This is a genomic window from Romboutsia sp. (genome assembly GCF_056995035.1).
The window spans coordinates 1-21,827 of the sequence record NZ_JBXKIW010000016.1 but is presented as its reverse complement, the minus strand read 5'-3'; the positions used below and the strand labels follow the sequence as shown (position 1 = coordinate 21,827).

At 29.3% G+C, this 21,827-nt stretch carries 18 protein-coding genes and 1 riboswitch; of the genes, 3 read left to right on the top strand and 15 right to left on the bottom strand.

The features are described from left to right. Positions 1-69: 69 nt before the first annotated feature. The 5 genes from AC11VW_RS01680 to AC11VW_RS01660 form a co-directional block, all read right to left on the bottom strand. Positions 70-1,275 carry a C40 family peptidase gene (locus tag AC11VW_RS01680; protein WP_484299661.1) on the bottom strand — a complete coding sequence of 402 codons (1,206 nt, stop codon included), beginning with the start codon at positions 1,273-1,275 and terminating at the stop codon, positions 70-72. Between the two features lie 487 nt (positions 1,276-1,762). Then, positions 1,763-3,064 (bottom strand): Glu/Leu/Phe/Val family dehydrogenase, encoded by a 1,302-nt coding sequence (locus AC11VW_RS01675; protein ID WP_484299660.1) that lies wholly within the window; start codon positions 3,062-3,064, stop codon positions 1,763-1,765. A gap of 126 nt (positions 3,065-3,190) precedes the next feature. Continuing rightward, complete coding sequence (locus tag AC11VW_RS01670; RefSeq protein ID WP_484299659.1) at positions 3,191-4,012, bottom strand: ATP-binding protein; 822 nt, start codon at positions 4,010-4,012, stop codon at positions 3,191-3,193. A gap of 170 nt (positions 4,013-4,182) precedes the next feature. Beyond that, on the bottom strand, positions 4,183-6,084 hold the full coding sequence (cooS, locus tag AC11VW_RS01665; protein ID WP_484299658.1) for an anaerobic carbon-monoxide dehydrogenase catalytic subunit: 1,902 nt from the start codon (positions 6,082-6,084) through the stop codon (positions 4,183-4,185). Positions 6,085-6,400: 316 nt separating this feature from the next. Beyond that, positions 6,401-7,483, bottom strand: a complete 1,083-nt coding sequence (locus tag AC11VW_RS01660) for a CapA family protein (RefSeq protein WP_484299657.1) — start codon at positions 7,481-7,483, stop codon at positions 6,401-6,403. Between the two features lie 245 nt (positions 7,484-7,728). Between AC11VW_RS01660 and AC11VW_RS01655 the strand changes: the two genes are divergently transcribed. After that, a complete protein-coding gene (locus tag AC11VW_RS01655) occupies positions 7,729-7,899 on the top strand; it encodes a DUF362 domain-containing protein (RefSeq protein ID WP_484299656.1) in 171 nt (56 codons plus the stop codon). A 55-nt stretch (positions 7,900-7,954) separates the two neighbouring features. On the opposite strand, the gene AC11VW_RS01650 is transcribed toward AC11VW_RS01655, so the two are convergent. Further along, positions 7,955-8,584, bottom strand: a complete 630-nt coding sequence (locus AC11VW_RS01650; protein ID WP_484299655.1) for a redox-sensing transcriptional repressor Rex — start codon at positions 8,582-8,584, stop codon at positions 7,955-7,957. 134 nt (positions 8,585-8,718) lie between these two features. On the opposite strand from AC11VW_RS01650, the gene AC11VW_RS01645 reads away from it, so the two are divergent. Both AC11VW_RS01645 and AC11VW_RS01640 read left to right on the top strand, forming a co-directional pair. Continuing rightward, positions 8,719-10,632, top strand: coding sequence for an ABC-F family ATP-binding cassette domain-containing protein (locus AC11VW_RS01645; protein ID WP_484299654.1), 1,914 nt, complete (start codon positions 8,719-8,721; stop codon positions 10,630-10,632). Between the two features lie 131 nt (positions 10,633-10,763). Continuing rightward, positions 10,764-12,140 (top strand): MATE family efflux transporter, encoded by a 1,377-nt coding sequence (locus tag AC11VW_RS01640; RefSeq protein WP_484299653.1) that lies wholly within the window; start codon positions 10,764-10,766, stop codon positions 12,138-12,140. 55 nt (positions 12,141-12,195) lie between these two features. On the opposite strand, the gene tsaD is transcribed toward AC11VW_RS01640, so the two are convergent. The 9 genes from tsaD to AC11VW_RS01595 all read right to left on the bottom strand — a co-directional run. Next, the gene (tsaD, locus tag AC11VW_RS01635) at positions 12,196-13,209 is read right to left on the bottom strand and encodes a tRNA (adenosine(37)-N6)-threonylcarbamoyltransferase complex transferase subunit TsaD (protein WP_484299652.1); all 1,014 of its coding nucleotides are present in this window, start codon (positions 13,207-13,209) and stop codon (positions 12,196-12,198) included. A 2-nt stretch (positions 13,210-13,211) separates the two neighbouring features. Continuing rightward, positions 13,212-13,667, bottom strand: a complete 456-nt coding sequence (rimI, locus tag AC11VW_RS01630; RefSeq protein WP_484299651.1) for a ribosomal protein S18-alanine N-acetyltransferase — start codon at positions 13,665-13,667, stop codon at positions 13,212-13,214. Next, positions 13,657-14,373 carry a tRNA (adenosine(37)-N6)-threonylcarbamoyltransferase complex dimerization subunit type 1 TsaB gene (gene tsaB / locus AC11VW_RS01625; protein WP_484299650.1) on the bottom strand — a complete coding sequence of 239 codons (717 nt, stop codon included), beginning with the start codon at positions 14,371-14,373 and terminating at the stop codon, positions 13,657-13,659. Before tsaB ends, rimI begins: the two co-directional genes overlap by 11 nt. Continuing rightward, positions 14,373-14,825: a tRNA (adenosine(37)-N6)-threonylcarbamoyltransferase complex ATPase subunit type 1 TsaE gene (gene tsaE / locus AC11VW_RS01620; RefSeq protein ID WP_484299649.1), complete on the bottom strand. Its 453-nt coding sequence runs from the start codon at positions 14,823-14,825 to the stop codon at positions 14,373-14,375. Before tsaE ends, tsaB begins: the two co-directional genes overlap by 1 nt. A 753-nt stretch (positions 14,826-15,578) precedes the next feature. Next, on the bottom strand, positions 15,579-16,193 hold the full coding sequence (locus AC11VW_RS01615; protein WP_484299648.1) for an ECF transporter S component: 615 nt from the start codon (positions 16,191-16,193) through the stop codon (positions 15,579-15,581). A gap of 129 nt (positions 16,194-16,322) precedes the next feature. Next, positions 16,323-16,441: riboswitch (FMN riboswitch) on the bottom strand. Positions 16,442-16,543: 102 nt separating this feature from the next. After that, complete coding sequence (locus AC11VW_RS01610) at positions 16,544-17,701, bottom strand: amidohydrolase (protein WP_484299647.1); 1,158 nt, start codon at positions 17,699-17,701, stop codon at positions 16,544-16,546. Between the two features lie 22 nt (positions 17,702-17,723). Further along, positions 17,724-19,865, bottom strand: coding sequence for a Tex family protein (locus tag AC11VW_RS01605; protein ID WP_484299646.1), 2,142 nt, complete (start codon positions 19,863-19,865; stop codon positions 17,724-17,726). Positions 19,866-19,984: 119 nt separating this feature from the next. Further along, a protein-coding gene (prfB, locus tag AC11VW_RS01600) for a peptide chain release factor 2 (RefSeq protein WP_484299645.1) occupies positions 19,985-21,095 on the bottom strand; the annotation gives its coding sequence in 2 pieces (ribosomal slippage) (positions 19,985-21,019 and positions 21,021-21,095; 1,110 coding nt in all). A 15-nt stretch (positions 21,096-21,110) separates the two neighbouring features. Further along, positions 21,111-21,827: SEC-C metal-binding domain-containing protein (locus AC11VW_RS01595; protein WP_484299644.1), on the bottom strand; the 717-nt coding region annotated here is incomplete at its 5' end.

Here is a 21,827-nt window from a genome sequence, read left to right as displayed (position 1 = left end):
TGAAATGTACAAGTAATAAAATCTTAACATACAAAAAGTCGCTTATTTCTAAGCGACTTAATTTCATTATTATAAAACTCTCTTTGCTGTAACAAATGCTGATGTATAGTAAGAAGAGTTTATGTTTGTAATCTTTACAGAATCACCTGGTTTTGGAGCATGTATCATGTTACCTCCACCTACATATATACCTACGTGACTTACATTTCCAGTTCCATTAGTACTAAAGAATACTAAATCCCCCGCTTGTAAATTCGATTTACTTACAGTTTGTCCATATCCTGCTTGAGCACCTGATGTTCTTGGTATACTTATCCCTGCTGCATTTCTATATACATAAGAAGTAAGTCCTGAACAATCAAAACTATTTGGACCTTCCGCACCCCAAACATATGGAGAACCTATTTTTGAATAAGCTAGATTGATTACAGCTTGAGTTACTGATGTATTACTTGACGGTAGATTTTCAACTGGTTTTTCAGCTGGTTTTTCAACTTGTTCACTATCATTACTTGAGTTTACATTATTATTTGAAGTTTGGCTATTACTTGAGCTTCCACTATTATTAGAATTTGAACTATTGTTTGAAGTTGAGCTATTATTTACAGTTTCGTTATTGTTTACAATTTGGCTACTCTCTGTACTTTCACTATTATTAGAACTCGAATTATCGTTTACAGTTTCATTATTATTTACAACTTGACTACTCTCTGTACTTTCAACAATAACTTCTTCTTCGATTTCTATAACTGGTGCTTCATCAGCAACATATAAAGATCTTATATATCCTTCTTCTTCACCCTTTTTAACTTTTATCCAATTTCCATTATCTTCTAAAACTTTTATAGTACTTCCAATTTCTAATTCCGTTACTATTTCAGATTCTGTATTAGCTTCTTTTCTAATATTAACTTTTTCTGAATTTGTATATCCATAAGCTTCTTTTATGTCTACAAATCTTGATGGTAACCAACCTTCGCCGTCTTCAACAACTATCTTTACCCATTCTCCTTGAGTCCCTATAACTTTAAACTCATCTCCAGTATAAGCTACATGGTGAACAGATCCTTGTTCTCTTATTTTTACGGCTACTCCATCTTTAACAGTAGCTACCTTATATGTTAATTCTTTGTATTCACCTAAATCTACTGTTGCACTTGTCTTTTCTTCTTTATTTTCAACGTTTTTATTTTCTACTTCATCTGCATTTGCAATTCCATTCATTGATAACGCCATTACCGACGCAAACATTGGTACTAATATTTTTCTCTTCATGATATTTTTCCCTCCAAAAATTCACCATAAGCTATCTTACGTGTTATTTTTATAGGTGAAGCTTATCTAGGATAAAATACTAATACACAAGATATTCCGTAAATTTTTTGTAACTTTTTTGTAACCCATTATAACCTTTTATGTAGTATCCTTATTATTAATATAAGGTATTTATCAAATTTACATCTTGTATAAAAATTATGTATTTAAATTAATTATTTTATCCAATGTATCACCTAAATATACATTCTTTTCATTTAATTATATATTAAACCTAGATGAATGTAAAGTTTTTTATAGGTTTTAAGCCCTTTTTACGCATAAATAATCGATTTATGTGTTTTTTTAGTATTTAAAATCATATCATAAATAAAGTTATTAATTTAAAATTTACCCATATATTTAATGCCACTAAAGATACTAAACTGAATATATAAATGAAAAATAAGAAGTAGCTATATGGCCACTTCTTATTTTTCATTTATAATTATTCAGTTGCTAATAAAACTTTTTCTTCTATTATTTCTGTTTGAGGAGTATCACTATACCATCCTCTCATCTTCATAGCATCTGCTATTCTCTTTATAGACATCATATATGCAGCAGTTCTCATATCTACTTCATATTCTTTTGCTAAATTCCATATATCTTCAAATGCATCTACCATTAATTTCTTTTGTTTTGTTTGAACTTCTTCAAATGACCAATTGTATCTGCTTAAATTTTGTACCCATTCAAAATAAGATACAGTAACTCCGCCACTGTTAGCTAATATATCTGGAATTAAAGTTATTCCATTTTTAGATAATATTTCATCTGCTTCTGGAGTTGTAGGTCCATTAGCACCTTCACTTATTATTTTAGCTTTTATATCTCCTGCATTTTTAGAAGTTAATTGATTTTCTAACGCACATGGCATTAATATATCAACGTTCATAGTTAATATATCATTCTCAGTAGCCTCAGCTCCCTCGAATCCTTTTATTCCTCTATTTACTCTATTGTACTCCATTAGAGCTTTCATATCTATTCCATTTGCATTATATATAGTTCCTGTATGATCCGCTACCGCAATAACTTTAGCACCAGCTTCTTCTATGTACATACCTGCATAGCTTCCAACATTCCCAAAACCTTGTACAGCTACTGTTACATTATTTAAATCTATATTTAATTTTTTGGCAGCTTCCATAGCCATTGTAGCAACTCCATATCCTGTAGCTTCTGTTCTAGCTAAAGAACCATAGAAATCTACTGGCTTACCTGTAAATACCCCTGGTTGGAATTCTCCTGTAACTTGAGCATATTCGTCTACCATCCAAGACATTATTTGTCCATTTGTATTAACATCTGGAGCTGGTATATCTTCTTTTTCCCCTATAATTGGTGCTATAGCTCTTGCAAATCCTCTAGATATTCTTTCTAATTCAGTTTCAGAGTAATCTCTTGGATCGATAGCCATTCCACCTTTTCCACCACCATATGGAATTCCTACTACTGAGCATTTAAATGTCATCCATGTTGATAAAGCTTTAACCTCATCCATACATACAGCTGGATGGAATCTTAAGCCACCTTTAAAAGGTCCACATGCATTGTTATGTTGAGATCTATATCCTGTAAAAGATTTAGTTGTTCCATCATCCATCTTAACTGGGAATGATACTTCCATAACCCTCATTGGATTTTTTAATATTTCATATACTGCAGCATCTGCACCTAATTTATCACATGCATTTTTAACCTGTTTTCTTGCTATTTCGAATACATTTAAAGTTTTTTCTGCCATTTTAAAGCCCCCCTAAAAATACTATGTTATTATTAATCTCTAGTTCAGAAAACCCTTTTCCCGAACTTACAACTTGATTATAACATAGTTTTTTTTAGTTTGGTTGATTTTGGAATTGTTTATTTTTTAACTTTGTGACATAAAACTACTTTTTAATCGATTGATGTATATGTCCACTTTTTCTACATTGATTAGCGTTATTTTTTCTACATTTTCTTTTATTTTTTTCTGTACTTCACGACTTTCTTTTATTTGTTTAATATCATTAATATTAATATTTAAAAATATATTTATGCTATTATTTGTATTGATTACTTGTATATTATTAATTTTGTCTATTTTTTTGAACTTGCTAACTTCATAATTTACAATCTGCTCTATTACATTAGATTTTATAAAAAATTTACCTATATAGCTAAAGGTTGGCCTTATTATAGTTTTCTCAATTAGCGTTTCTGTATCATTATTCCTTCTAAAAAATCTTTTTAGTGAACTTATACTAAATCCACTAGCAATTGGTTTTATTTCAATAGTTGGCACAGGTATTATATGATTACCTCTTTTTCTAGACTCTTTTGCTATAGCTATTTCTCTCTCACTACTTATATCTTCTATATTTATCGTTTTATAAAGGTACTCTATCTCTAATTTCTCTATTATTTTATTTATCATTTTATTTGAAGTTCCAAGTATTAAAATTTTATCAATATTTTCTTCTTGTATTTTTAATTTTACAGATTCTTTATGATTTACATCATGAAATATAGCTCTTTTTACAGCTTCCATAACTGTTTTTGCCTGTTTTGCAGATATCCCTGCTATTATTTTATTCTTATGTATAAGAAGGCCATCATCAATTATGTACTCTATCTCATTTTCATAAGTTAACTCTAAAGCTTTATAACTTTTACCTGTTCCACTAGTACCTACTAATGCATATATTTTCATTGTTTAAATTCATACCTTTCTTAGATTATTTATAATCATTGTTTAAATTCATATGTATAATAACAATGAGGCTATAGATTATTCTATAGCCTCATTGTTACTATACATTATAACATAATTCTTCACTCTTCTTAAAATCTAAAAAGTCTTCATAACCTATATTAAATATTCTATGAACAGCATTCCACTTCTCTTAGACCTAATTTTTGCCTTCTATCTATTATTATTTTTTCTAACTGGTCTGCTGAAGATTTAGGGTCTGGGTTCACTATAACATGACCACCTGTTAAGTCTTTTAATTTTTCTGTTAATACTTCTGTTACCAATTTTCCACCTGTTATAAATGGAGGTAATGCTAAATGTAGCGGTAATCCTAATGCTAATCCAAATGTTCCATCAGCTAATGCTTGTTCCTCTAACCATTGTGGCGCTGATAAAACTAACGGTAATTGAGGTAAATCGACTCCTAATTCAGCCGCTATTTCTGTAGCCACTATTTCTAGCCTTCCTATAGATAAACATGGGCCAAAGTTTAATACAGGCGGTATTCCTAACGACTTACAAATTTCTTTTAAGTTATCTCCTGCTAATTCTTCCGCTCCTGGTGACATAAGACCTACATTTTCCAGTCCCCCTGTTGAACATCCTGCTGAAAGAACTATTATATCTCTCTTAATTAGTTCTTTCGTTAATTCAACCGTCATTACATCATGTCCTCCAGCTGTCATGTTTGAACATCCAACTACAGCTGCTATACCTTTAATCTTTCCTTCTGCTATTAAGTTTATAAGTGGCTTCCATGAGTTTCCTAAAAATTCTTTTAAGTTCTTTTCACTTACACCTGTTAAAGATTGCTCATATCCATGGTCACTTGGTATATCTATTTCTACTACACTTCTTCTTTCTTTGTATGATTCTAATGATTTATTTATTAACTCTGTACTTATTGATTCTACATTTTCTCTATCAAATTTCACATATTCTGCATTAACCTTTTTAGCTACATCATCTAAACAAATCATTTTAACTTTATATTTATCAGCTATTGGCTCAATTCCTGGTATTGTACAATTAAACTCAGATAATACTATATCTATAGCCCCTGTTGATAATACAGCTTCACTTGTAAAATTATTTCCTGCATGACCTGCAAATACTTCTTTATAGTGCTCTCCTCTTAATTGTAAATCTTGACCAACACAAGTACACCCTACTAATTTAAATCCTTTTGCACCTGCTGCTTGTGCTAAAGCTACTACATCTGAATCCTTTAATCTATCTTGGAAATGTGAGAATGTTGAATGTTGATGTCCCGTTATCATTATATTAATGTAATCCTTGTCTATTACATTAAATCCTACTGGAGCCATTCTTATAACTGGTTCTCCTAGCATAACATCATTTAAAAGATTTGTTAATGTAAGACCGTATAATCCTGTTGATATCCCTAAATTTAAGCAAGTAACTAGCATATCTACTGGATCACTATTTAAATTTGTTGAAGATTTTACTATCGCATCGAATACTTCTGATTTAGCTCCACCTGGCATTATTCCTAATTTTTTCCATATTTTTACTCTTGGACCATATGCTATCTTTTCAACAAGTTCCATTTTATCATCTCTTGATTTATATAAATCATTTATAACTTTATCAGCTATTTTTATACATTTTTTATGATTATCTTTTTCCTCGATATCAAACATTTCAATTAAATTATTTAAAGCATTTTCACCTTTGATAAACCCTTTAGTCTCTCCTAAATGTTTTAAATTTCTTGCTGTATTTTCAATTACATGTAAATAGCAAGCTGCACCTGATGCTACTGCTCTTAGAAAGTTTCTTGCTACTATTGTGTCTGCATCTGCTCCACATATCCCTCTTGGTGATTTAGGTGTTACTTTACATGGACCATTTGCACATAATCTGCAACATACTCCTTGAAGCCCAAATCCACATTTAATTTTTTGATCCTCTGTTCTATGGAATGATGTTTCTATGTCCTTTGATGCAATAAAACTTTCTAATCTCTTATCTGCACTTTCACACATTTTACAAGTATTACAAGACATTTTTGAATTCCCCCTGAGTTTTTATATTTAATCTTTAAATTTTAGTAAAAATATAGTTCTATTGAAATGATTGAATATTTATAATATGTTTTTGACTATTTTTTAACCATGTTTGTTATTTACCATCAATTATTGCATCTTAAACATTTTTTAATAAAATATTTAAAATATGATAATTGATAAAGGACTTAGAAGTATATTGTTAAATAATATACTTCTAAGTCCTTTACCTACTCTATGAGATAAATCTATAATCGTAATTTAATACTTAAAACTACGATTATAAACTTTAATTTATTATATCTATATACTTAACTTAATTTAGGGCTGTACTTATTTCTTTAATCTTGTTTAAAACTCTATTTCTTTCACTACCATCTAAAATAGTGGGTTTATAGTTATTCTTATATTTAGTAGATGATATAGAACATGGTATGATTTGTGGTTCATCAATATTAACCAATTTATTATTTTCAAAATTGAATTTTTGTTGATATATCATTGAATCTTTATCACTCGGATTTTTGTTCCCGCCAAAGCAGAAATTTCCTAAGCTATATGCAATATATTTTTCCTTATATTTTTCTATACCTTGTAATACATGTGGATGAGAACCCATAACTACATCAGCGCCACTATCTATAGCGCTATGTGCAAAATCTTTTTGTACTTGATTAGGATTATAAGATTTTTCTTCTCCCCAATGGAAATATATAGCTACCATATCTGCTTCTTTTTTAAGTGATTCAATATCATCTTTCATACTATCTAAATTTTCTTGATTGTAGTTTTCTGGCCATCCATTATATCCTAGTAAACCAACTTTAATCCCATTTGAATCTACAACACTTTTCTCACCTAAACCAAAATAATTTATCTTATTTTCCTTTAGGATGAATTTAGTTTCTTCTATGCCTTGTGTAAAGTAATCTTCAGAATGATTATTAGCAAGAGTAACAGCCTCTATGTCTCCACTCTTTAATATATTTACATATGAAGGGTCACCTTTAAATGCATATTGTTTTACTTTAGCATCTAATGCTGTAGTTAAAGGACCTTCTAAATTTACTACTGTTAAATCATCTTCAGAAAAAATCCCTCTTACATTTTCAAAGAAGTAATCATAATTTTCATCTTGATTTTTAAATTCCTGATCAAATGTGCTATCATGTGGGGACCCTTTATAATTTCCCATCGTCACATCACCTGCAAAACTTATGGTTATACTTTTACTTTCTATAGGTTTCTCAGTATCTTCATTAGATAATTCTTTTACTTTCTTATTCTGTTTTTGCTCAATATTATTAAAAGTTTTTATAATATCACTTGTCAAAAAAATTAATCCAATTAATATTATTACTACAATTAACAAAGGTTTTTTTCTAATTTTTTTCGCCATAAGTATATTATTCCTCCTATAATTTATATTGTAATTATAATTTATTTCTAATATATTATAAATTTTTTTGATTTTAACATAATTGTGAGTATAATTAAATAAAATGAAATAAAATAAATCATTATAGAAATATATTTGTTATGTCATAATATTAACATTATTGTAGAATTAATTAATTTGTTAAATACTAGAATTTTTGTTATAATGTTACTAAATAAAATAAATGTTTGAGGGAGGATTTTTATATGTCTTACATAATAAACGATGCTTGTATAAGCTGTGGTGCTTGTGAAGCTGAATGTCCAGTTGAATGTATATCTGCAGGAGATGACAAATACGTTATAGCAGAAGATGTTTGTGTTGAATGTGGTGCTTGTGCAGGAGTTTGTCCTGTTGATGCTCCTCAACCTGAATAATATTTATATAAAAAAAGCTATCATTGGTAGAAATTCTACTTTGATAGCTTTTTTTTTATTGCTCTTCTTTCATTAAATATGATAACGTAAATAAACTCTCTGTTAAATTTACATTCTCAACTATAACGTCTCTAGGTACTTCTAAATCTATAGGTGCAAAGTTCCAAATACCTTTAATACCTACACCTACCAATCTATTTACAATATTTTGAGCACCATTTTTTGGAATACATAACATTGCAATATCGATGTCATTCTCTTTAACGAACTCTTCTATATTTTCTGAATCTAACACTTCAAAATCTCTTATTTTTAACCCTATCATTCTTGGATTAGCATCAAATAAAGCTCTTACTTCAAATCCTGCTCTTCTAAATCCTGAATAATTAGCTATTGCTTGACCTAAATTCCCTGCCCCTATAAGTACTGCATTATATTTTCTATCTAATCCCAATATTTTTCCAATTTCATTGTGAAGTGCTTCTACATTGTATCCGTAACCTTGTTGACCAAATCCACCGAAATTATTTAAATCTTGTCTAATTTGAGATGCAGTAAAGCCTATTATATCACTCAATTCTTTAGACGATATTCTTTGTATATCTTTATCTAATAGATCTCCAAGGTATCTATGATACTTTGGTAATCTTCTTATTACTGCCATTGATATATTCTTAGATCCCACATTCTCACCTCCTGCGCTATATTTTGTAGTTATCCCTTACTATTTTACTGCATTTTATAAAACATAATGCAATATCCTTGATTATATTATATCAAAACATTATAATTTTAGGTAGTTCAAGGAGGTATAAATTTATGATTGTTTTATCGTGCAATAACTTAAACAAGAGTTTTGGAATAGATTCTATATTAGAAAATATAAGCTTTACTGTAAATGAAGGTGATAAGATTGGTATAATCGGTATTAACGGTACTGGTAAAACTACTTTATTTAAAATAATTTCAGGTATACATGGTTATGATAGTGGAGATATATATACTTCAAAAGATTGTGAAATAGGGTATTTAGAGCAAAATACTAACTTTCATTCAAGTAATACTATATTTGAGGAAGTTTTAGAAGTTTTCAAAGATTTAATAGATATGGAATCTTATTTAAGAAATCTAGAATTAAAAATAGCTGAAGAAAGTTCTAATTCAAATTCTTCACAGCTAGATAAACTTATGAATGAGTATTCTCATAAATTAGAAAATTTCGCTGAAATGAATGGATACGGATATAAGTCTGAAGCAAAAGGTGTCTTAAAAGGTTTAGGGTTTTCTGATACTGATATGGACAAACCTATTAGCATACTTTCTGGTGGTGAAAAAACTAGAGTTCTTTTAGGTAAACTTCTTTTAAAGAAACCTACTCTTCTTTTACTAGATGAGCCTACCAACCATTTAGATTCTGAAGCAATAGAGTGGTTAGAATTTTTCTTAAAACAGTATAAAGGCACTGTTATTTTAATTTCCCATGATAGATACTTCTTAGATCAAGTAGTAAATAGAGTTTTTGAAATCCATAACAAAAGGCTAAAAGCATACAATGGAAATTACTCTGACTTTATAGAATTATCTGCGATTGAAAAAGAGTTAGAACAAAAGAAATTTGAAGATCAACAGAAAGATTTAAAAAAACAAGAGGAATCAATAGATAGATTGAAAGGTTTTGGTAGAGAAAAGCACTTAAAAAGAGCTAGAAGTAAAGAAAAATCACTTGCAAAAATAGATGTTTTAGATAAACCTGAGGCTTATAGAAAAAAAGCTAGAATCGAATTTAACCCTTCCGTAATTAGTGGAAATGATGTACTGCAAGTAAGAGATGTTTCTATGGGATACGGAGAGAGAATATTATTTAAAAATCTTGATTTAGATATTTATAGAGGAGAAAAAGTTGCTCTTATTGGCGCAAATGGTATAGGAAAATCAACATTATTCAAAATAATTATGGACGAATTGGCACCACTAGCTGGTAATGTTAAATTTGGAACTAATGTAAATGTTTCATATTTCCACCAAGAACAAAAAACTCTTAATTTAAATAATGCTATAATAGATGAAATTTGGCAAAACAATACTCATTTAACTCAAACTACTTTAAGAAGTATGTTAGGGGCATTCTTATTTGAAGGCGAAGAAGTATTTAAAAAAATATCTACTTTAAGTGGTGGCGAAAGAGCTAGAGTAGCTATACTCAAATTAATTTTATCAAATGCAAATTTATTGCTTCTTGATGAACCTACTAACCATTTAGATATAGATTCTAAAGAAGTGCTTGAAGAAGCTTTATATGGATATAGCGGAACTGTATTTACTATATCACATGATAGATATTTCCTTAATACTGTAGTAGATAAAGTTTTGGTGTTAGATAAAGATGGTATTACTGAATACCTAGGAAACTATGATTACTACATAGAAAAGAAAAAACAAATTCATGAAATGAGCATAGTTGAAGAAAAAGAAGAGAAAACTAAAACACAAATTAAAGAAGAAAAACGTAAAGAAAGAGAACAGAGAGAGTTCGATAAAAAAAATAGAGTTAAAATACAAAATTTAGAAAAAGAAATTGAAGAAACTGAAACTAAAATAGAAGAAACAGATATTCTTTTATGCCAAGAAGAAATTTATTCTAATCCAGAAAAATCTAAGGAAGTAAGCCAGGAGAAAATAAATCTAGAAAATAAACTTTCTTCTCTTTATGAGCAGTGGGAAGAATTTATGTAGAAGCCAAATTTGGCTTCTTTTTATATGCCACACTAGTATTATTTGTATTAAATCTTATTATTTACTTAGTTACATAAGTAGTGCATTATGATATGATTTATATCATAACATTTTAATAGAGAGGTGATATTTTGCAAGGATTATTTTCATTAAATGAAGACAATAGGCGATTTTATAAAATCCTTATGTCTTTATGCATTCCAATTATTATACAACAACTTATATCTACTTCTATAAACGTGATAGATACAGTTATGATAAGTAGTTTAGGAGAAACATCGGTTGCTTCAATAGGAGTTGCAAATCAATTTTTCTTCTTATTTAATATGTCATTATCTGGTATTACAGGTGGAGCAGGAGTTTTTATTTCACAATTTTATGGAAAAGGTGATATAACTAATATCCGTAAAGTTACTGGATTTAGTACAATTTTAGCAATTGTGCTTAGTTTGGCTTTCTTTATACCAGTTTTAGTTATTCCAACTTATATTATTAATATCTTTTCTTATGATTCGGAGGTAATTAAATTATGTACTGATTATTTTAGTATAGTCATATTTTGTTATCCTCTTATTGCAATCAGTACAGTATTTAGCATGGGTTCAAGAAGTGTTAGAAATCCTAAGTTAGGAATGCTTTGTAGTTCAGTAGCGCTAGTTGTTAATATAATTCTTAACTATGGCCTTATATTTGGAAATTTAGGACTTCCTATGCTAGGTGTGAAAGGTGCTGCTTTAGCAACAGTTATAGCTAGAATGGTAGAATTGATTTTAATTCTTGGATATGTTTATTTTGCAAAAAAAGATTATATATTAAAATTTGGTATATCAGAATTAAAGCTTATTGATAAAACTTTTATAAACTCATTTTTATCAAAAAGTTTCCCTATATTTTTAAATGATAGTACGTGGGCAATTGGTACAATTTTATATTCTGTTGCATACTCAAGAGCAGGTACTTCTGCTATTGCAGCTAGCCAAATTGCTTCAAGTGCTGGTAACTTCTTTATAATAACAGCTGTGTGTATAGCTATTGGTGCTTCTATAATGCTAGGAAATGAACTTGGTGCAGATCATTTAGATAGAGCCATTGTATATGCTAAAAAATTCTCTGCTCTTACTTTCTTAGCGGGATTAATATTTGGTGGTTTATTAATATTAAGCATACCATTATTATTGAAAATTTTTAGTGTATCTGAAAGCTTAGCACCTGATATGACTAAGATATTTATTATAATGGGCATAATGATGGCACTTAAATCATTTAACACATTAGTAGTGATAGGAATATTAAGAAGTGGTGGAGATACAAAATACGCTCTTTTCTTAGAATTAGGATGTATGTGGTTAGCGTCAATACCATTAACCTTCTTCGCTGCATTTAACGGTGCTCCTATTTATGTTTTAGTATTGCTTACTAACACTGAAGAAATATTTAAGTTTATATTTGGTGTGCCTAGAGCCCTTTCTAAAAAATGGGCTGCTAATATTGTTAATGAAATGAACTAAAAAGGTTAATCCATATTAAATTATGGATTAACCTTTTTATTATTCTAGAATAATACTATCTTTGTCCTATCTTTAAATTAGGAACTGCATTTAAACTCATATCATCAACTCTACCATTAATAAAGTTGTAATATCCTGCACATCCTATCATAGCTGCATTATCCGTACATAAAATTAATGATGGATATTTTATATTTATATTATTCTCTTTTCCTAGCTCTGTAATTTTTTCTCTAAGTGATGAGTTGGATGCAACTCCACCAGCAAGAGCTATTGTATCATATCCTTTTTCAGTTGCTGCTTTTATAGCTTTTTTAGATAAAACTTCTACAACTGCTTCTTGGAATGATGCCGCAACATCTTCAACTACTATTTCCTCATTTTTCATCTTTTTAGCATTTAAATAATTTAAAACAGATGATTTTATTCCACTAAAACTAAAATCATATCCATCTATATAAGCTCTTGGGAATTCTATTGCTTTCTTATTACCTATCTTAGCTAATCTATCTATTATTGGACCACCTGGGTATCCTAATCCCATAGCCCTAGCTATTTTATCAAAAGCTTCTCCAGATGCATCATCTCTAGTTCTTCCTAATATTTCATACTCTCCATAATTCTTTACTTCTACTAAATGAGTATGTCCACCTGATACTATTAAAGTTATGAATGGTGGCTTTAAATCTTTATGCTCTATATAATTTGCACTAACATGTCCTTCTATATGATTAACACCTACTAGAGGCTTGTTTAAAGTAAAAGCAAGTGCCTTAGCATGAGATAATCCAACTAACAATGCTCCTGCTAATCCTGGACCATAAGTTACTGCTATATGGTCTATATCATTTAATGTAATATTAGCTTCATCTAATGCTTCTTGTAATACTCCATCTATATTTTCAATGTGTTTTCTTGATGCTACCTCTGGAACTACTCCACCAAATTTTTTATGTAAATCTATTTGAGTATTAATTACATTGGATAGTACTTCTCTACCATTTCTTAAAATTGCTACAGCTGTTTCATCACAACTACTTTCTACTGCTAATGTTATTATATCTTTCATACTTACACCGCCTTTACATCATTCCACATTATCATAGCATCTTCTTTATTATCGCTATAGTATTCTTTTCTGATTCCAGCCAATTTAAATCCATATTTTTTATAAAGATTTTGAGCTACTTTATTGGATACTCTAACTTCTAAAGTCATTGATGCTATTTTATTTTGTTTGCATAGTTCTACTAGTGCTTTTACTAATTCGTCACCAATTTTTTTCCCTCTATAATCACTATGGACTGCTACATTAGTTATATGTCCCTCATCAATTACAAACCATATACCAACATAACCTACTACTTTTCCATCTATCTTCGCTACTAGATATCTTGCAACATCATTATTAAGTTCTTTTTTAAATGAATCTTTAGACCAATAATGTTCAAAGCAATTTTTTTCTACTTCAAATACTCCATCAATATCTTTCGATGTCATTTGCTCTATAAGTAAATTATTTTCCATCATTCAACCTCTTCATCTTTTCATCATATTCAACTTCTGCTTGAGATTTTCTTATGTATATAGGATTTATGTTGTAGCAATCGCAAACACCTATATTTTTATTATATTTATTCATAGCTATAGTACATAAACTACTTGCTTTAGTTACATTATGAGAAGGAGCTGGTATATTTATATTATCTTCTGTTTTAAGCTTGTCTTCATATTTATAAACCGCTTCTCCAACTAAAATCCACTCTTTATTACTATTTGATAACTCTTCTATCAATTTATCTATTTCAACAACATCCACATTCTTTATTTCTATTAACTCATTATTTTCAAACTTGTACTGTCCCATATATACTTGAGTTTTTTGTGCATCTAATATTGAACAAATATTTTTATCACATAAATTCATATTACCTGCTAATATTTCTACTGAATTTACTCCTACTATTGGCAAGCTATTCACGTGAGCTATACCTTTAGCAGTAGCCATACCTATTCTTAAACCTGTAAATGAACCCGGACCTTCGCACACTGCAATCATATCTATTTCATTAATATTTATATCACTTATATTTAACATATTCTCTATCATTGGCATAAGCTTTTGAGAGTGTGTTTTCTTAGTATTTACTGTATACTCACATATTAATTTATTATCTTCTACTACAGCTACACTCGTAGCCATTGAAGATGTATCTATTCCTAAAACTTTCATTATTTTGTCAGCTCCTCAACTATTCTTTGGTATTTTTCCCCAACTGCATTTAATATAATTTCTCTAGACATATCTTTATATCTTAACTCTATATGTAAATATTCCTCTGGAAGTATGTCTTCTATTAAATTTGCCCATTCAATTATACATACACCTTCACCGTTTATATATTCATCATATCCAATATCATGCATTTCATCACTGCTACCTATTCTATATACATCAAAATGATATAGTGGTATTTTACCTTCATATTCATTTACTATAGTAAAAGTGGGACTAGTTATATAGTCATCAACTTCTAAAGCTTGTGCTAAGCTTTGAGTCATTGTAGTTTTGCCCGCACCTAAATCCCCTACTAAACATATAACACTACCTGGCGTTAAAAGTTTTCCTAGTTTATATCCAAGTTCTTTTGTTTTGCTTTCATCTTCTAAATATATATTAATCATAGTTTTTCTCCATTATCTTTAATCAAATACTTTATTCACATTATAATTATCAACTAGAATCTATTATATTATAACAAACTAATATCTTAAAGGTTTTATAATTTATTATAAATAATTTTTTAGATTATATATGTATATTATTTTCATATATAGACCATAATTAAAATATCAAGGATATTTACTCCCCCAAAACATTAAATATTCTTTACTCCCCCTAAGCACTTACTTTTAAAAAGTAAGTGCTTTTTAACATATGCACCAATATATATTTATTAATTCTACGTTATCTAAGTCTTATAATTTAGCATATATATTAATTATAAATATTATATAGGAGGTCTTACATTGAAAAAATTCATTTCTATTTTCTTATCTCTTTTAATACTATTAATTCTAAATTTTTCCTTATCTAAATTCTTAAAACTATCATTTTTAGAATTATCATTTATGACCGGTCTAATATCAACACTTATTATCGGCTTTTTTTCTAGTGAAGGTGGTCTTACAACTCGTATATCAGATTTTGGACTTAGGCATCTATTTAATAAAGATTCACGCTCAGATGGGTATTTTATGAAATTTTATTTTAATATTCCTTTTACAATTTCTTTATTATATACTATTGTCTCTGCAATCATCAGTATAATAGTTTATTGGAAATACTTCTAACTTTAAATACACTTAAAAAAATCATTGTAAACTTAAAAATACCGAATACAAATTCAACTACAATTTGTATTCGGTATTTTTATATTATTTTACTTTATTTAAAATTTTCTCTGTTCTTTTATATATTGGTAATGTTAGTACAGACATTATCGCTGCCTTTAATAAATTAAATGGTGCTATTATCCATATAACAAATGTAATTTTATCAACTATTACAGGATTTATAGCTGCGCCCATTCCAATAACTACTTCAATCGGCATTATAGTACTATAGAATGGAAGTATTATAAAATAGTTAGTTATGCAACCTACTATAGTCATAACTATAATTCCAGATATAAGCCCTATTACAATCCCTGACATTTCTCTTTTCTTAGAGTATATATAAGAAACTACCCATACAAATGAGCCACCTATTAAAAAGTTAGCAAGTTCTCCGACTCCTCCTGTTGTTGACATTCCAGTTAAAAATTGAAGTAAGTTTTTAAGAAACTCTATTGTAATTCCTGCTATTGGTCCTAATGCTATTCCTCCTAATAATGCTGTTAAATCCGATATATCTATTTTTAAGAACTCTGGAAATAACATTGGTAGTGGAGCAGATATAAACATTAGTATATATCCTATTGCTCCTAATATCCCTACCTTTACTAAAGTAGATGTTGTAAACACCTTGTTTGTTTTAATTGTTCCTTGCATAAAATACAACCTCCTAATTTTATTATTAGGAAAAATAAAAGCTCGAAGAGATCATCTTCGAGCTTATTTTTTGAGTACAAGTTATATAATATACACTTTTTATATATATTAATAGACAATGCAAAAAATTTGCTTCTTCTCTCATCCAGACTATACTGTCGGCTTTGGAATTTCACCAAATCATGCTACAAATGTAGCTCGCGGGCTATACCGCCGGTAGGGAATCACACCCTGCCCCGAAGACCTATCGTGCTATTTAATTTTCCTTGTTATATTTATATAATATTCAATTTTTCATATAAAATCAACTACTTATTTAAATTTTATAATTACTTTGTATGCGCCCTTAATTATTTTTTATAAACTATTTTACCATTTATTATTGTAAATAATACATTACTTTGAATTTCTAATGGACATCCATCCCAAATAACTATATCTGCATCTTTTCCAACTTCTATAGAACCAACTCTATCTTCTATTCCTAAAATTTTAGCAGGATTTATAGTTATAGATTCAAATGCTTTATTTTTTTGCATACCATGTTTTACTGCTATTCCTGCACACATCGGTAAATATTGCACTGGTATTACAGGATGGTCTGTCATTAATGATACATTAACTCCTGCGTTAGAAAGTATGCCGGCTGTATCAAAAGTTAAATTTCTTAGTTCTATTTTAGATCTTTCTGATAATGACGGCCCTACTACTACAGGATATCCTTCTTCAACTAATTCTTCTACTATAAGATGGCCTTCTGTACAATGATCTAAGGTAAGTTTTATGTCAAATTCTTTTGCAATTCTTATTGCTGTGAATATATCATCTGCCCTATGTGCATGAACTTTAAAAGGTATTTCTCCTTTTAATACTGGTAATAAACTTTCCATTCTGATATCATATTCTGGTTTGTCGTTATCTTCATGTTCCATATATAATTCTATTTCTTCTAAGTATTCTTCTGCTTTTTTAAGATTTTCTCTTAAAAGAGATGCTATTGCCATTCTAGTTTGTGGTGTCTTCTCATCTTTTCCATAACAGCTTTTTGGATTTTCTCCAAAAGCAATTTTAGAAGCAACAGGATTTTTTATAATCATTTTATCTATCCTTCTACCATATGTTTTTATAGCTATACATTGTCCGCCCATTACATTCGCACTTCCTGGAGTAGTACATACTGATGTTATCCCACCTTGCACTGCTTCCTTAAAAGTATTATCCATTGGATTAATTCCATCTATAGGATTTAATTGTGGAGTTATTGGATCTGTTTCTTCATTTCCATCTGCTCCTTCAAATCCCATACCATCTTCCCATAACCCTAAATGTGTATGTGCATCTATAAATCCTGGGAATACAAATTTCCCCTGCGCATCTATAATTTCAGCATCTAGTGGTGCTACAATATTTTTCCCTATTTCTATTATTTTTCCATTTTCTACAAGTATATCATTTTGTATTATTCCATTAGTTATTGTGTTTATTGTTCCATTTTTTATAAAGATCATATATCTTTCCTCCTAATGTAGCTTATAATTTCATTGATAAAGCTACTCTTTGCTTATTCATGTCAACTTCTATGACTTTTACATCCACTATATCCCCTACGGTAACTATAGTCATAGGATCCTTAACAAACGACTTACTCATTTGCGATTTGTGAACTAATCCATCATTTTTTATACCAATATCAACAAACGCACCAAAGTCTACTACGTTTCTTACAGTTCCTTTTAGTATCATTCCATCTTGAATATCTTCTATTTTTAATACATCCGTTCTAAGTATAGGTTTTATACCTTCTTCTCTTGGATCTCTACCTGGTTTCTTTATTTCTGATATTATATCTTTTAGCGTTACTTGTCCAATTTCTAATTTCTCACTTAATTCTTTTAGACCAATTTCATTAACTTTAGAATCTATATCTTCTATGTTTTTATTTTCTATATCTTTAAGTGAATAACCAAGTAGTCCTAACATTTTTTTGCACATATCATAACTCTCTGGATGCACTCCTGTGTTATCTAGCGGATTCTTTGCATCTGATATTCTCATAAATCCTGCACATTGAGTAAACGCTTGAGGTCCTAGTCTTTTTACTTTTTTTAACTGAACTCTTGAAGTAAAGTCTCCATTTTCTTCTCTATAAACAACTATATTTTTAGCTATTGTCTTACTTATACCTGCAATATGCTCTAGTAAAGAATATGATGCTGTATTTAAATCTACTCCGACACTATTTACTGAATCTTCTACCACTCCACTTAACACGCCTTCTAATCTTTTTTGATTTAAGTCATGCTGATATTGACCTACCCCAATGCTCTTAGGGTCTATTTTAACAAGTTCTGCTAATGGATCTTGAAGTCTTCTACCTATAGATATTGCTCCTCTTAATGATACATTTATATCTGGATGTTCTTCACTCGCAAGTTCCGATGCAGAATAAACAGATGCTCCTGCTTCACTTACAATTATATATTGAACATTTCCATCTATTTCTTTTATCATGTCTGATACAAACTTTTCTGACTCTCTTGATGCTGTTCCATTTCCGATTGCTATTATATCTATATTATATGTTTCTATTAATGTTTTTAGAGTTTTCTTTGCACCTTCTACATTGTTTTGCGGCTCTGTAGGATACACTGTAGTAGCTTCTAATAGTTTACCAGTCTTATCAACCACTGCTATCTTACATCCTGTCCTAAAGGCAGGATCAAATCCCATAACTACTTTGTCTTTTACTGGCGATTGCAATAATAAACTTTTTATATTTTTACCAAATACACTTATAGCTCTTTCTTGTGCTATTTCTGTCAGATGATTTCTTATTTCTCTTTCTATTGAAGGAAATATTAATCTTTTATATGCATCTTCTATTGTATTTACTATCTCTACTTTATTTTTAAAATTATTATTGTTTACATATTCATTTGTTATATAATTTATTACTTTTTCATTATTAATTTCAACCTTTACTTTTAAGAAATCTTCTTTTTCTCCTCTGTTTATTGCTAGAACTCTATGAGGTGCTATCGTTTTTACAGCTTCACTATAATCATAGTACATATCATAAACTGATTTTTCTTCTTTAGAGTTTTTAGTAGCTACTATACCTTCTCTTAAAGCAAACTCTCTTATATATTTTCTTATTTTTGCATCATCAGAAATCATTTCAGCTATTATATCTTTTGCTCCTTTTATAGCCTCTTCTATTGATTTTACTTCTTTTTCTTCATTTATATATTTACTAGCTTCTATATCTAAATTTTCCACATTACTATTTAATATTGATAATGCTAATTCTTCTAGTCCTTTTTCTTTTGCTATAGTTGCTCTTGTTCTTTTCTTTTGTTTATATGGTGCATATATGTCTTCTACTTCTTGAAGTGTACTAGCTTTTTCAACGCTTAATTTTATTTCTTCTGTAAGTTTTCCTTGTTCTTGTATTATTCTTACTACATCTTCTTTTCTACTTTGTAAATTTCTTAAGTAAATTAATTTATCATAAAAATTTCTTAAAACAACATCACTCATTTCACCTGTCATTTCTTTTCTATATCTAGCTATGAAAGGTATTGTATTTCCATCATCTATAAGTGCTATAGTGTTATTTATTTGTTCATCTCTAAGGCTAAATTCTTTTTTTAGTATTTCATTTATATTCATATATACCACTCTTCTTTCGTTAAATTTGTCACTACATCGTGAATTAATTTATATAAATTATGTTTGAAAATCACTTTAAAATAAGGCTCGAGAATTAAATTCTCAAGCCCTTATTTAAATTATTTTTTCGATTTATTCATTTTTAAGTACTCATTTATAAATAAATCTATATTTCCATCCATAGCACTATCTACATTTCCCATTTCTGCATTAGTTCTATGGTCTTTAACCAGTTTATATGGTTGGAATACATATGACCTTATTTGACTTCCCCAAGTTATCTGAGAATATTTGCCTTGAATATCTTCAATCTTTTCTTTTTGTTCAAGTTCTTTTAATTCTATAAGTTTCGACATAAGCATTCTCATTGCTGTATCTTTATTTTTATGTTGAGATCTTTCATTTTGGCATTGTACTACAACCCCTGTAGGAATATGAGTTATCCTTACCGCTGAATCTGTAGTATTTACATGCTGACCTCCTGCACCAGAAGCTCTGTACGTATCAATTTTTAAATCAACAGGATTTATGTCTATTTGTATGCTGTCATCTAATTCCGGTATAGCATCTATCGATGCAAATGATGTATGCCTTTTTCCAGCTGGATCAAAAGGAGACATTCTAACCATGCGATGTACTCCTTTTTCACTTTTCAAGTATCCATATGCATTAAGCCCTTCTATAAGCAAAGTAGCACTTTTTATTCCAGCTTCAGGATCTGATATCATGTCTAGGATTTTAACCTTGTAGCCTTTGCCTTCACTCCATCTTATATACATTCTTAGTAGCATTTGAGCCCAGTCTTGAGCATCCAATCCACCAGTTCCTGCATTTATAGATAATATCGAATTATTTTTATCATATTCACCACTTAGAAGAGTCTTTATTCTTAGATTATCTATCTCTTTTTCAAGATTTGATATAGACTGTTCTATTTCTTTTTCAATAGATTCATCACTTTCTTCTAATCCTATCTCTATTAAAATTTCAATTTCTTCTAAAGCTTCTTTTAAAGCATTATATTCGTCTACTGTTTCTTTTAGTGATTTATTTTCTTGAAGAATTTTTTGTGCAATTTCATTGTCATTCCAAAAATCCTGCTCATTCATTTTTTCTTCATTCTCGTTTATTTTAATTAATAATAAAGCAATGTCAAAGAGAAACCCTCAATTCTTCTATATTTGAAGACATACTCTCCACACAGTTTCTATAATCTTGTAAATTTAACATTTAAGTCCTCCAAAACTATCTCCCACAACACTTCTTGTATTTCTTTCCACTTCCACAAGGGCAGTCATCATTTCTACCTGTTGCCTCATCTTTTTTAACAGTTTTATTTGCTGGTTCATCAATTGCATTAGATGATAAATGCTCAACATCTATAACTTGCTTTCTTTCTACAGGCTCTTCTATAGTTATGTTGAATAAGTATTTTATAGTGTCTTCTTGGATATGTTTAGTCATTGCATCAAACATATCAAATCCTTCCATTTTATATGCAACTACAGGGTCTTGTTGACCTATTGCGCGAAGACCTATCCCTTGACGTAATTGATCCATAGCATCTATATGATCTACCCAGTGAGAATCTACAACTTGAAGAAGTATAACTCTCTCTAGTTCTCTCATTCTCTCAAAGCCTACTATATCTTCTTTAGCTTCATATATCTTAATAGATAAATCATGTATTTGTTGTTTTATATCTTCTCTAGTATATTTATCTAAGCTATCTATTTCTATACTTCCTTTTGGTATGAATGTTTGATAAAGATGATCTTTAAGATTATCTAAGTTCCAAGATGATTTATCTTCTCCCATATAAATATTTAAAGCATCTTCTATTGTGTTTTCTATCATAGCTTCTACATTTTCTTTTAAGTTTTCGCCTTCTAATACACGTCTTCTTTCAGCATATATTATTTCTCTTTGCTTATTCATAACATCATCATATTGAAGTACATG